Here is a 13005-nt window from a genome sequence, read left to right on the forward strand (position 1 = left end):
CTCATCATAGAGGCGTTTTTCTATAAACCATCTTTTATAGCAGAATAAAGATACCCGCTAAGCACGCACTCATTAAGTTAGCTAGAGTACCTGCAGCCACAGCTTTAAGGCCAAGATTTGCCACTTCCGAGCGACGGTCTGGAGCAATAACTCCAATCGAGCCAAGTTGAATTGCAATTGAACCAATATTGGCAAAACCACATAGCGCAAAAGTGATGATCACCTGTGAGTGCTCAGAAAGCAATTGCTTGTGTTCCACAAAATCAATGAACGCAACAAACTCATTCATAATGATCTTTTGACCAATGTAAGAACCAGCCATCAGAACTTCATGCTTTGGAACACCAATCACCCAAGCAAGAGGAGCAAACAAGTAGCCAAAAATACCTTGTAGAGTAATACCTGAAAAGCCAACCAGCTCGCCCATATTCTCTAGACCGGTATTCACCATTGCAATCACTGAAACAAAGGCAATAAGCATGGTACCCACCGCAACTGCGACTTTCATACCATTCATCGCACCACTCGCCAATGCATCAATGACATTGCTATCTTGCGCTTTGTCCATCTCAATCTGAGTTTGGTCCACAGGAACATCACGCTCAGGCACGATGATCTTTGCCATCATTAAGCTACCTGGAGCGGCCATAAAACTTGCTGCAATCAGATATTTAAGATCGACACCTAGGCCAGCATATCCACCTAAAACACTACCCGCAACTGAAGCCATACCCGCTGACATCACAACAAAAAGTTCCGAACGTGTCATACGAGACAAGAATGGACGAACTAGAAGAGGAGACTCACCTTGAGAAAGGAAGATGTTGCCCGTTGCAACTAACGATTCAGCTTTACTTGTACCCAAGAATTTTTGGATACCGCCACCAATAAACTCAATGACCTTTTGCATGATGCCTAAGTAGTAGAGAGCTGAAATAAGCGCGCTAAAGAAGATAATGATAGGAAGGACACGCACAGCAAAAATGAAACCCGACGTCGCTAAATCACCAAATAGGAATTTGATGCCTTCATCTGCGAAGGAGAGCAATCCGGCCACACCACTGCTCATACTGGTTAATGCGGCTTGACCCAGCGGGAAATAGAGAACCAAAGCGGCAAAACCCACTTGCAACAACAGAGCTCGAGAGACTGTTTTCCAGTTAATTGATTTGCGACTTTCTGACAATAGAACCGCACACCCGATCAGAGCGAGAACGCCGATTAAACCAAATAATACATTCACTTTAGATTACCTTTACAAGCATTGAGTTGGTAGCTGGTCCGGTCCGTGGGGTCATTCACCATTCCCTGTGACGGCTTGTAATTGGTAGAGCTGATGCTCTTAACCGGGCGGAAAGTATAAACATCAGTGTGAGATATTCATCACATATTTTTACGCAAACGTTCAAGCGAACAAATGTTAACCACGCAATCGTTTCATCATTTTGAATGGGAAGCGAATGCAAGACAAAATAGTGAGATGCAAATCCCAATCACCGCTCAAAGGGCAATTATTTGCATATTGAAATTAGCCAAATATGACTTCTTTACCTAAGGTTAAAGCAGTTAACGTACTCCTTGCGTTCACTACAACGTCAACGGTAAATCATTACAAATACCCACAAGCCTTCATCCCCGCTCAATGCGGGGTTCTTTTTATCGCCTGCAATACTGATAAATCGTTCTTGCGATGGAATTTTTAACTAAAACTCTTGATTGAGTTGAAGCCGATTCCATCTTGCTAATGTACCAATGTAACCCCATAGCAATCGCTATGAAACTTAACGTATAACGATTGGCAATACGTTAACACTCAGTTACAAGGCTGCCGTTATGAAAAACCTCCCAATCTCTTTCAAAGTGAGTATTCCCCTAATTGCCGTACTCTCTACCCTACTCTTCTCCACCATGTTCTCGATGTTTCAAGCAAACACGCAAAAAGAGTTAAACCGTCAACTCAATGCGAGTGTGTTACCAGCCTTCACCAATTTGGAAGATGCCTATCGAGATCTTTACCAAGTCATGGTTGCCGCGATGAATATCTATCGCGTCAGTGATCCTGAGCAAATTGCCTATCATACTGAAGAATATTTCGACAATGCCAAAAAAGCGATTCCACGCATGCAATCGGCATTACCACTCTATCAACAAGGGCTATTGAGCGCCGAAACACGCATTAACTACGATACGATGATATCGACCACGGATATCTGGTTAGACTCGTTCAAGCCGATGTTTGATAATCCTGCTCAAGCAGAAGGCTATTTCAATCAAAACGAACAGTTAATTGAAAAACAATTCAAAGTCATTCGCGAAAATCTCGGTGTGATCAAAGACGATATCGAATTACAAAAAGAAGTTTTAATTGAAGAAGTAAATGCTTCGATTTCTCGCTCAAACGTCGCCGTTCAGTTTAGTGCAGCGTTTGCGGTACTGGTTGCCGTTCTCGCCTTCTGGATGAATAGTCGTTTTGTGGTTAATCCAATCAAATCATTACAACTCGCAATGAATGATATTAGCCAAGGCGAAGCAGATCTATCACAACGTATTGACATTGATACCAAAGACGAGCTTGGCGCACTGGCGAAGTCGTTTAATACTTTTGTTTCTCGTATTCACACTACCGTCGAGCAAGTAGTCATTTCTTCAAATGCTGTTCGATCTGAAATGGAAAATATCAAGTCAATAACCCATAGCATGGCGAACTTTAGTAGTAGTCAACAACAAGAAAGTGAAATGGTCGCTACAGCCGTTTCGCAAATGCTGGCCACCACAGAGACAGTCAGCGAGCATGCTATCGTCGCAGCCGATTCCAGCCGTGAAGCGAATAAAGAAGCAGAAACCACGAATAACACGATTACTTCTACCGTGAGTTCTATTGAGTCGCTTTCCGCCGATGTCAGCAATGCCAGCAGCGTCATTAATACGCTCGATAGCGATGTAGGTAATATTGTCACCATTTTAGACGTTATTCGTGATATTGCAGAACAAACCAATCTTCTTGCGCTCAATGCCGCTATTGAAGCTGCCCGTGCGGGTGAGCAAGGCCGAGGCTTCGCCGTTGTCGCTGATGAAGTACGATCTCTCGCCAGTCGCACTCAACAAAGCACTGGTGAAATACAGGCGATGATCGAACGCCTAAAAGACGGTGCAAAGCGCGCAGTCACCGTTATGGATTCTAGCCAGCAAAGCAGTAATGAAACCATTTCTACCGCACAATCTGCAGCCCTCTCCCTTAACACCATTCGCAGTGCTATTGAGAGTATCAACGATATGAACGATCAAATCGCCATTGCAGCGACCGAGCAAGCCAGCGTAGCTAACGAAGTAAATGGTAATATCCATCGTATCGCTGGCAGTAGCCAACAAATGGTTGAAATGGTGAATAGTGCTGACAATGCCTGTGGGAGTCTTGAACAGCAATGTCGCCACTTAGATCAATTGGTGGCCGAATTTAAAGTGTAAATACATCTCTATTTTAAAACAGCAACCTCCACATATTGCTCGGCTATCACGCCGAGCTTTTTCTGTGTACCGCGCTTTGCCATTAAGACTTACTGCTTACGTACCAACAAGCTTGCATGGTGTTGGTATAGTGACGGGCACAAATCTAGATATGAAGGCAGTATAGAAAAACCATCGCTCACGTCCAAATATTGAGCATTCGCAGATAGACGCAAATGCCAACGACTGATATTTTAAATCGTATACTATGTTTAGCCTCTATTGAATTGGTGGAACTATGCGGATCGCGAATGCTATTTATCAACCACATATTCAACAAGATTTAAAAAATGCCACCGCTTATATCAATGACTCCCTTGATACCAACGGTAGCAAGTTAAGTGCTTCACTGAGCCCACAAAATCAAATTCAAATTCGCAACACAGAAGGTATCGTTGTCAAAACACTTCAAGGGGAAAAAGTTGCGATGAAAATGAACAATATTGATGAGTATGTATAAAGAAAAAGCCGAGTACTGAACTGACTCCCAATACTCGGCTTTTTTACTTCCCGCAAACCCAGTGATCGATGTTCGCACTCATACTGACATTTCGCCCAAAAACTCAACTATCAATAAAAATAAATTAGCTACTCATTAGAATCATTTATTTGAAGTTTGTCACAAAATAAGTAGAATACCTGCCTGTTAGACAACGACTTGCACAAGAGGCAGAAGAATATGAATTCTACATCACTATCGATAGACGCTTGCAGCAAGACTGCAGAAGAGAGCACAGCAAGCCAGCCGACCTCGGTTCTAAGTGAAATCATAACTCTCTCAATTATGTTCTTGGCGACAGCCACAGTCAGCTTGTTACTTACCCTAACTTGGGTACTGTAGTCATCTGATTTTCACGGATTGAAAGGCCATGCTCTCATCGCAATACTGACAGCATGGCTCATTTTATGCCGCACGATTAATTGCTTTTACATTCATTAAATCAATCCAAAAAGAACTCTCCGCTTTCTACCACGTTAAGTTACCTTTCCGAACGTCTGCAAATAACGTTATATTGGTCGCTGTCATGAAAAGACGCGTTTAATATTCCTAGCCATCTTAGGTATAAATCGAGCCTGAGCCTACCTCTTAGCGATTCAGGTCATAATAAAAAGGTTTACCCGCTTAACAGTTGGAAGGCAACATATTTGCTCTACACAGAAGAATAGCTCACCCTTGATCAATAAGTCCGTCATACGTACAACGACCTTGATAACTAACAAATAAAAAAGAAACGAAGAATCAACATGAACCAATACGTAAATGATCCATCCAACTATCAACTACTGATCAAAAACCTCCTCTTCTCCCCAGTGGCTTTTGATCCTGAGCGTGAAATTGTTTATGCCAACCATCGCCGTCACAACTACAAAACCTTTCACGATCGAGTAAAGCAGTTTGCCAATGCACTGACCAAAATGGGCGTGAAAAAAGGCGATACTGTTGCCGTCATGGATTACGACTCACACCGATATTTAGAGTGCTACTTTGCTATCCCGATGATTGGCGCAAAGCTGCATATGATCAACGTTCGTCTTTCTCCTGAACAGATCCTGTTCACCATTGACCATGCCGAAGATGACATACTACTAATCCACGAAGAGTTTTTGCCTATACTGGATCAAATTAAAGGGCGCATCGATACCATCACACAATACGTTGTCTTACGTGATGACGAAGAATGTGAATATGAACAACTGCTCAAAAAGGAAGCGGCACACTTCGACTTCCCCGATTTTGATGAAAATACCGTTGCCACCACGTTTTACACCACCGGCACAACTGGCATGCCGAAAGGGGTTTTCTTTACGCATCGTCAACTGGTTTTGCACACACTTGGCATACTCAGCACCATTGGCACAAATGCCGTTCAGGGAAGATTGCATCAAGGTGACGTCTACATGCCTATCACACCAATGTTCCACGTCCATGCGTGGGGACTTCCTTACATGGCGACCATGCTTGGTGTGAAACAAGTCTACCCAGGCAAATACGTCCCAGACGCTTTACTCGGCCTGATAGAACAAGAACAAGTGACCTTTTCACACTGTGTTCCAACTATTTTGCATTTGCTATTAAGCTCACCGAAATCTCAATCTGTCGACTTTTCTCGCTGGAAAGTCGTTATAGGCGGAGCTGCACTGCCCAAAGCGTTATGTAAATCGGCGCTGGAGCGCGATATTGATGTATTTGCAGGCTATGGAATGAGTGAAACCGGTCCAATTCTATCTATTGTGCAACTGACCTCAGAACACTTGAAACTGGATATCGACCAGCAAGCTGAATATCGTACCAAGACAGGTAAAAAAGTAGCGATGGTTGAAGTCGAGATTGTTGACGAAGAGATGAAAAAAATCGACCACGATGGCGAAGCAAGTGGTGAAATAGTCGTTCGAGCGCCGTGGTTAACGCCAAATTACTATAAAGATAACAAGAACTCAAAAGCCCTGTGGCGCGGTGGTTACTTGCATACCGGTGATGTTGCCACCATCGATGGTGAAGGCTTTATCAAGATCACTGATCGAGTTAAAGATATGATTAAAATCTCCGGTGAATGGGTTAGCTCACTAGAACTAGAAGATATTATCCATCAGCATCGTGCGGTTTCTGAAGTCGCCGTTATTGGCATGCCGCATAACAAATGGGGAGAAGTGCCGTTAGCGCTGATCACTATTAAGGAAGGAGCTCAAGCCACCGAAAAAGAACTGCTTAGCTTTGCTAAAGACTTCATCAACAAAGGTATCCTAGCGAGAGAAGCACTGCTACTCAAAGTGAAGTTTGTCGACACAATTGCCAAAACCAGTGTGGGTAAAGTTGATAAGAAGGAACTACGCAGGTTGCATTTGTAGCTAACCTTTTGCGTCTAGGTCAGCGAGACTCATTATATCTCGCTGATCAGAATCGCAACCAGTCTCTATAGTTATCGCCATTTATAAAGTCAATAGGTTCCAAGCATTACTTAGTAGTTGGTCGCTATAAACGACGATCATGAATGTTCTACTTAGAATGCTAGTCAACTTGATTAGAGGTTTGGTTCACACAAAGAAAAATTGAATGAACTACAAGTGACTCACTGCTTAATCGCTTTCCAATTTTACCTCTTTTCAGTTAGTGATCATTGAGCTCACGCTCCTAGAGTTCCCGCCATTTCAACATAAGACCACCGAGTAAGAGAGTTAAGCGCTCAAACTCACTGCCTACCGACTCATGCATTCCCGTTATCGACCAAAAATCAATCAGCGCATCTGGCTCTGTGTAAGATATTTCGGCGAGGACAAATTGATAACAAAAAATTATTATTCTTATAAATTATGATAATTTTTCATGCGATACCTATAAACCTATACTTCTCCACATCGAAACGCATTGCAGATGCAGTTCACTTAAATAATCAACACTAGAATTAAGTTGGAGCAAGTTATGAAGATGAATCACATTGGTATCATGGTGGGTGATATGGACAAAGCGGTTGAGTTCTACACCAAAGCACTGGGTCTTAAGATTGTCATGAACAACACTAAAGTTGAAGAAGAGCGCGAAACCGCCATCGGCCGTATGTGCATTGCTGTGTTCGGCGAAGGTTTTAAAGGCTTTAATATTGCCCACCTACTCACCAATGATGGCATTGGCGTTGAACTATTCGAAATGAAAGAGCGCCAAGAACGTCACGACGTTGATTTTTCTCGCATCGGGATTTTCCATTTCTGTCTACAAACAGATGACTTTGCCGGTGTGATTGCTCGTACTGAAGAGTTTGGCGGCAAGGTGCGTATGGACATTATGCGTTACCACCCAGAAGATGATTCTAAGCCTGCGCAAATGGTCTACCTAGAAGACCCGTTTGGTAACTTATTCGAGCTTTATTCGCACACTTACGAAGAAACTTATGCATCTGACTACGAGTAAATTCATCACACTCACTTCAAAGTAGCGCAATCAAATCTAAAAAGGCTAGCACTCTGTGGCTAGCTTTTTACTTTATTTGGCTAAGTTTTAGATAGGAGTGCAATTCGTGGTTTTTATGCTCTACGGCCGATATGTTGAAAAAAGCCCCAAGAAATTCTTGGGGCTTGCTAGGATTATCTACATTAAATGGAGTCACACACTCTCTTAACGCCTTCATAAGGTGCAACTTAGAATGCGCTACACCCCAGTAGTATCCCTTGGCTTTCGTTATTCCCAGTCAAGGATAACTTTGCCAGACATCCCGCTACACATAACGTCGAAGCCTTCTTGGAAGTCATCAACCTTGTAGTGGTGAGTGATGATTGGGGTCAGATCTAGGCCTGACTGGATTAGCGAAGCCATCTTGTACCAAGTTTCGAACATCTCACGGCCGTAGATACCTTTGATCACAAGGCCTTTAAAGATCACTTGTGTCCAATCGATACCCATATCTGATGGTGGAATACCTAATAGAGCGATACGGCCACCGTGGTTCATCGTGCTCAACATTGAGTTAAACGCCATTGGGTTGCCTGACATTTCAAGACCAACATCAAAGCCTTCTTTCATGCCCAGCTCTTCCATCACCGTTTCAAGGCTTTCATTCGCCACGTTAACTGCGCGGGTCACGCCCATTTTACGAGCAAGGTCTAAACGGTATTCATTCACATCAGTGATCACAACGTGACGAGCGCCAACATGTTTCGCAACCGCTGCCGCCATGATGCCGATTGGACCTGCGCCTGTGATCAGTACGTCTTCACCGACAAGATCAAACGAAAGTGCTGTGTGAACAGCATTACCAAACGGGTCAAAGATTGATGCCAAATCATCTGAAATATCCGCTGGGATTTTAAAAGCATTAAATGCAGGGATCACAAGGTATTCAGAGAAACAACCAGTGCGGTTTACGCCCACACCAATCGTGTTACGACATAGATGAGTACGGCCGCCACGACAGTTACGACAATGACCACAAGTGATATGGCCTTCACCAGAAACACGGTCGCCAAGTTCAAAACCACGGACTTCTTGACCAATTCCAACTACTTCACCTACATATTCATGGCCAACAACCATCGGTACTGGAATGGTTTTTTGTGACCATTCGTCCCACTTATAAATGTGAACGTCGGTACCACAAATGGCGGTTTTCTTGATGCGGATTAACAGATCATTATGGCCAAGTTCAGGCTTGTCCACTTCTGTCATCCAAATGCCTTCTTCAGGCTTTAGCTTTGCTAATGCTTTAATTTTCATTCTATTCACCCAATATTGCTTCGCTCTTTGCGTAGCAAAAAAATCTATTCTTAATGACAACATAGCTCGTTCTTGGTCGTGACGGCACTATATGCGCCGTCACCATAAAGAACAAAAGCGGGCTTAGATGATGCCCATATCTTGGCCAACTTGGATAAAGGTATCGATCGCACGATCTAGCTGTTCACGTGAATGTGCTGCTGACATTTGTGTACGGATACGCGCTTGGCCTTTTGGTACCACTGGGAATGAGAAGCCAACAACATAGATACCTTTCTCTAAACAGCGCTCTGCAAATTCCGCTGCTACTTTTGCATCGCCCAACATGATTGGGATGATGGCATGATCAGCGCCGCCCATGGTAAAGCCAGCTGATTCCATGCGAGTACGGAAATGCGTTGCGTTTTCCCATAAATGGGTACGCAAATCGCCACTTTCTTGCAGTAGGTCAAGTACACGTAGTGATGCGTTTACGATTGCTGGTGCCACTGAGTTTGAGAACAGGTAAGGACGTGAACGTTGACGAAGCCAATCAATCACTTCTTTCTTACCAGACGTGTAACCACCTGATGCGCCGCCGAGTGCTTTGCCTAACGTGCCAGTGATGATGTCGATACGATCAACTACATTGTGGAAATCTGGCGTACCTGCACCGGTTGGGCCCATAAAGCCAACCGCGTGAGAATCATCAACCATCACCAAAGCATCGTACTTATCAGCCAAATCACAGATAGCAGGAAGATTGGCAACCACACCATCCATTGAGAACACACCATCAGTAACAATAAGAGTATGACGCGCACCCGCTTCTTTTGCAGCAATCAATTGCTGCTCAAGCTCTTGCATGTTGTTGTTTGAGTAGCGGTAACGCATTGCTTTACATAGTCGCACACCATCAATGATTGAAGCGTGGTTCAATGCGTCAGAAATGATTGCGTCTTCTGCACCTAAAATAGTTTCAAATAGACCCGTGTTAGCGTCAAAACATGAGGTGTAAAGGATGGTATCTTCTTTGCCTAGGAAATGAGATAGCTTCTGTTCAAGCTCTTTATGGATGTCTTGAGTACCACAAATAAAGCGAACTGATGCCATACCAAAACCGTGCTCATCCATACCCGCTTTACCCGCTTCGATAAGTGCAGGATGGTTAGCAAGGCCTAGATAGTTGTTCGCACAAAAGTTTAAAACTTCTTGGCCAGTAGAGATTTTGACTTGCGCTTGCTGTTGAGAGGTAATTACACGCTCAGATTTGTAAAGGCCTTCACCTTTAACATCTTCAATTTGTTGTTGGATCTGTTGGTAAAATGCAGAGGACATCTTCAATTCCTTATCATTATCTTTATAAATAGCGCCCATTTCGGCTTTCGTTAATGAATAGCACATTGGCCAGACGCTAGGTTGATTAAGGCGTGAACACTCAATCAACCTACATCTGTTAAGTGTAATCTAGGAGAAGAAATTGCATTATCCCACTAAGTGGAAAAACATTATTGAATCTGAGGCACAAATCCGCTTAACTAAGCGCTGTGTGTTCCGAGTTGAATACCTGCAAGCACCATGATTGCAGCAATAAATAACAGGATATTTTCGAGTGTCGACCAAAGGTCGAGCATCATATCGGCATAGAGCATCGTGGTCTCCTCGTAGGTTGTCGTTGGAGATACCTTAGTCTTTGCATTGGTTCTAAACAGAGATGTAAATCGCAAAAAATCCTTATTTATAAATATATTACTATGTGACTAATTATGATCAACAATCGCCTTATCGCGTTACTGCCTGACCTCGCTTCATTCATTCTTATTGTGAACGAAGGCAGTTTTACTGCCGCCGCCAAGATTTTAGACGTAACGCCTTCCGCTCTAAGTAAATTGATCACACGTTTAGAAAAAGCACTGTCAGTAAAGTTGTTTGAACGAACGACTCGATCATTAATCATCACTCCTGCCGGACAAAAAGTGTATGACCAAGCATTATTGATGGTGAATGCCGCGCAACAAGCCATTGAGCTATCCACCAGCGATCACACGGAAGCAAGTGGTTCGATTACTGTTGCTGCACCAGAAGCGTTTCTAAATTCAGTGTTACAACCTCTGGTACTGCCATTTTTAGCAAAATATCCAGAAATTGAACTTCGCTTGCGCGTGGCGGATGGCCAGTTTGATCTGCTGCGTGATCGTATCGATATTGCTTTTAAACTGACTGATAAGCCTGATGAGAACCTAGTACTCAAAGAGATTGGTCAGACGCATCTACGTTTATGCGCCAGCCCTGAATATATTCAACAATACGGCATGCCCGATCACCCAACGCAGCTTATTGATCATCAATGCTTATATCTTGCTGAAACAGATCGTGACCATATCTGGGACTTTTTCAAAGATGATGAATACCACTCCATCTCAGTACGAGGTCGATATGCAGTAAACCACTCTCAAATGCGCTTAAATGGTGTTAAAAGTGGCTTAGGTATTGGTATTTTCCACGATTTCGTTATCGCCGAAGCACTCACTACTGGAGAGGTAATCGAAGTACTTGGCGACTGGACACTAAAAAGTAATTACCATGGCGCGATCGCGATGCAATATCCACAAACCCAATATATGCCGGCCAGAGTACGGGCTTTTATTGATTTTGCCATTGAGCACTTACAAAAAAAGCTAGCGAACTAGCTTATAACGACACATTAGCGACTAACTACCTATTAGCTACACATAGATAGTGCCTTTTAAATAAATCGTAGCAAAACCGGAAATAAGCACTCGCTCACTCAACAGTCGGCAATATAAATTGCCTCCACGTGCTGACGCTTGATGAGCCAACAGTTCGGTTTTACTTAGTCTTGCTCCCCAATAAGGAGCAAGACCAGAATGAATGGAACCAGTGACTGGATCTTCATCGCCCCCATTGGCAGGCCAAAAATACCGCGACACGAAATCATAATCTTTCGCAGCTGCGGTCACGACCACATCAAGTGGAGCCAGTCGCTTCAATTGCGCTGAGTCATAGTGAACTTGATAGACATCTTGCTCATCATCAAATACCGCAAAGTAGGCTTGACGATTTTTTAACACACAACTTGGCTTAATCGATAAACCGTTAAGTAGACTTTCTGGCACCTCCTCTACCTCAGTCGGTGCCTGATTTGGAAAACTCATCTCAATCCGACCATCATCTTTGCAATTGACGAACAGAGAGCCGACTTCATTGGTGAGAAATTCCAACTCACCTTGGCTCTCAAATATATTGAACAGCACATAGGAGGCCGCGAGCGTCGCATGACCACAGAAATCCACTTCGGTAAGAGGAGAAAACCAGCGAATAACATATTGATTAAGCGACTCTTGTTTAATAAATGCGGTTTCCGAAAGGTTGTTTTCTGCGGCGATATTTTGCATTAATTCATCGCTTAGCCATTCATTAACTGGTACCACAGCTGCAGAATTACCTTTAAATTGCTTATCACTAAACGTATCTAAAATATAGATATCCAGTTCCATCTTCTCTCCTCTTCCTTAATGTTTATACTTTACACGCAAACTGACGACAGTGCTGAGTTTGTCTCACAAGGCTCATTTAGGCCTCTTGCAACGCATGCATAACCGCGGCTTCTGCATGGATCTGCGTTGTATCATAGAGCGGAACGGATGTATGGCTCTGTTCAACCAGCAACGCGATCTCCGTGCATCCCAAAATCACCGCTTGTGCTCCTTGTTCGGCAAGGCTTGCTATGATTTGAAGGTACTCCTGTCGCGATGTCTCAGACACGATACCTTGGCACAATTCGTTATAGATAACATCATGAACGAGATTGCGCTGTGGCTCATCAGGAATCACCACCTCAATACCAAATTGCTCGGTTAGGCGCTGTTTGTAAAAATCTTGTTCCATCGTAAAACGCGTACCTAACAAGCCGACTTTGCTCACGCCATCATTCACCAGTTGCATCGCCGTCGCATCAGCAATATGTAAAATTGGAATCGAAATCGCTTGTTCAATTACAGATGCAACTTTGTGCATCGTATTGGTACAAATCAGCACAAAATCCGCGCCACCCGCCTGCACCGATTGGGCTGCTTGACTTAAAATTTCTGCGGTATCGTCCCAACGGCCTTGATGCTGCAGTTGCTCAATTTGATGAAAATCGACACTATAAAGACAGATTTTTGCGGAATGCAAACCGCCAAGCTTTGCTTTGACACCTTCATTGATTGCTTTGTAATAACTGGTTGTCGACTCCCAGCTCATTCCACCAATTAAACCTATTGTTTTCATTATTTTACCTTATTAAAAATAGATTA

10 protein-coding genes are annotated in these 13005 nt (G+C 43.5%); 5 read left to right on the forward strand and 5 right to left on the reverse strand.

The window, feature by feature from the left end:
• Positions 1 to 34: 34 nt before the first annotated feature.
• Positions 35 to 1243: a NupC/NupG family nucleoside CNT transporter gene (locus RH86_RS12505; RefSeq protein WP_005597824.1), complete on the reverse strand. Its 1209-nt coding sequence runs from the start codon at positions 1241 to 1243 to the stop codon at positions 35 to 37.
• Between the two features lie 590 nt (positions 1244 to 1833).
• Between RH86_RS12505 and RH86_RS12510 the strand changes: the two genes are divergently transcribed.
• The 4 genes from RH86_RS12510 (at position 1834) to RH86_RS12525 (ending at position 7408) form a co-directional block, all read left to right on the forward strand.
• A complete protein-coding gene (locus tag RH86_RS12510) occupies positions 1834 to 3465 on the forward strand; it encodes a methyl-accepting chemotaxis protein (RefSeq protein ID WP_009386434.1) in 1632 nt (543 codons plus the stop codon).
• 277 nt (positions 3466 to 3742) lie between these two features.
• Positions 3743 to 3964 carry a hypothetical protein gene (locus tag RH86_RS12515; protein ID WP_005597830.1) on the forward strand — a complete coding sequence of 74 codons (222 nt, stop codon included), beginning with the start codon at positions 3743 to 3745 and terminating at the stop codon, positions 3962 to 3964.
• 785 nt (positions 3965 to 4749) lie between these two features.
• The gene (locus tag RH86_RS12520; protein ID WP_009386435.1) at positions 4750 to 6351 is read left to right on the forward strand and encodes a long-chain fatty acid--CoA ligase; all 1602 of its coding nucleotides are present in this window, start codon (positions 4750 to 4752) and stop codon (positions 6349 to 6351) included.
• A 571-nt stretch (positions 6352 to 6922) separates the two neighbouring features.
• On the forward strand, positions 6923 to 7408 hold the full coding sequence (locus RH86_RS12525; RefSeq protein ID WP_009386436.1) for a VOC family protein: 486 nt from the start codon (positions 6923 to 6925) through the stop codon (positions 7406 to 7408).
• A 267-nt stretch (positions 7409 to 7675) separates the two neighbouring features.
• On the opposite strand, the gene tdh is transcribed toward RH86_RS12525, so the two are convergent.
• On the reverse strand, positions 7676 to 8707 hold the full coding sequence (gene tdh, locus RH86_RS12530; RefSeq protein ID WP_005597855.1) for an L-threonine 3-dehydrogenase: 1032 nt from the start codon (positions 8705 to 8707) through the stop codon (positions 7676 to 7678).
• A gap of 123 nt (positions 8708 to 8830) precedes the next feature.
• On the reverse strand, positions 8831 to 10024 hold the full coding sequence (locus tag RH86_RS12535) for a glycine C-acetyltransferase (protein WP_005597857.1): 1194 nt from the start codon (positions 10022 to 10024) through the stop codon (positions 8831 to 8833).
• 428 nt (positions 10025 to 10452) lie between these two features.
• Here RH86_RS12535 and RH86_RS12540 point away from each other — a divergent pair, with 428 nt between their 5' ends.
• The gene (locus RH86_RS12540) at positions 10453 to 11376 is read left to right on the forward strand and encodes a LysR family transcriptional regulator (RefSeq protein WP_009386437.1); all 924 of its coding nucleotides are present in this window, start codon (positions 10453 to 10455) and stop codon (positions 11374 to 11376) included.
• A 36-nt stretch (positions 11377 to 11412) separates the two neighbouring features.
• On the opposite strand, the gene RH86_RS12545 is transcribed toward RH86_RS12540, so the two are convergent.
• On the reverse strand, positions 11413 to 12204 hold the full coding sequence (locus tag RH86_RS12545) for a PhzF family phenazine biosynthesis protein (RefSeq protein ID WP_009386438.1): 792 nt from the start codon (positions 12202 to 12204) through the stop codon (positions 11413 to 11415).
• A gap of 76 nt (positions 12205 to 12280) precedes the next feature.
• Positions 12281 to 12979: an aspartate/glutamate racemase family protein gene (locus RH86_RS12550; RefSeq protein ID WP_009386439.1), complete on the reverse strand. Its 699-nt coding sequence runs from the start codon at positions 12977 to 12979 to the stop codon at positions 12281 to 12283.
• Positions 12980 to 13005: the final 26 nt, after the last annotated feature.

It is taken from the genome of Vibrio sp. N418 (genome assembly GCF_000222565.1).
In the GTDB taxonomy this organism is placed as follows: domain Bacteria; phylum Pseudomonadota; class Gammaproteobacteria; order Enterobacterales; family Vibrionaceae; genus Vibrio; species Vibrio scophthalmi.

Excerpts from the sequence above, each read along its gene's own strand:
- RH86_RS12510 (WP_009386434.1), top strand. The coding sequence starts at position 1,834 with ATGAAAAACCTCCCAATCTCTTTCAAAGTGAGTATTCCCCTAATTGCC.
- RH86_RS12515 (WP_005597830.1), top strand. The coding sequence starts at position 3,743 with ATGCGGATCGCGAATGCTATTTATCAACCACATATTCAACAAGATTTA.
- RH86_RS12520 (WP_009386435.1), top strand. The coding sequence starts at position 4,750 with ATGAACCAATACGTAAATGATCCATCCAACTATCAACTACTGATCAAA.
- RH86_RS12525 (WP_009386436.1), top strand. The coding sequence starts at position 6,923 with ATGAAGATGAATCACATTGGTATCATGGTGGGTGATATGGACAAAGCG.
- tdh (WP_005597855.1), bottom strand. The coding sequence starts at position 8,707 with ATGAAAATTAAAGCATTAGCAAAGCTAAAGCCTGAAGAAGGCATTTGG.
- RH86_RS12535 (WP_005597857.1), bottom strand. The coding sequence starts at position 10,024 with ATGTCCTCTGCATTTTACCAACAGATCCAACAACAAATTGAAGATGTT.
- RH86_RS12540 (WP_009386437.1), top strand. The coding sequence starts at position 10,453 with ATGATCAACAATCGCCTTATCGCGTTACTGCCTGACCTCGCTTCATTC.
- RH86_RS12545 (WP_009386438.1), bottom strand. The coding sequence starts at position 12,204 with ATGGAACTGGATATCTATATTTTAGATACGTTTAGTGATAAGCAATTT.
- RH86_RS12550 (WP_009386439.1), bottom strand. The coding sequence starts at position 12,979 with ATGAAAACAATAGGTTTAATTGGTGGAATGAGCTGGGAGTCGACAACC.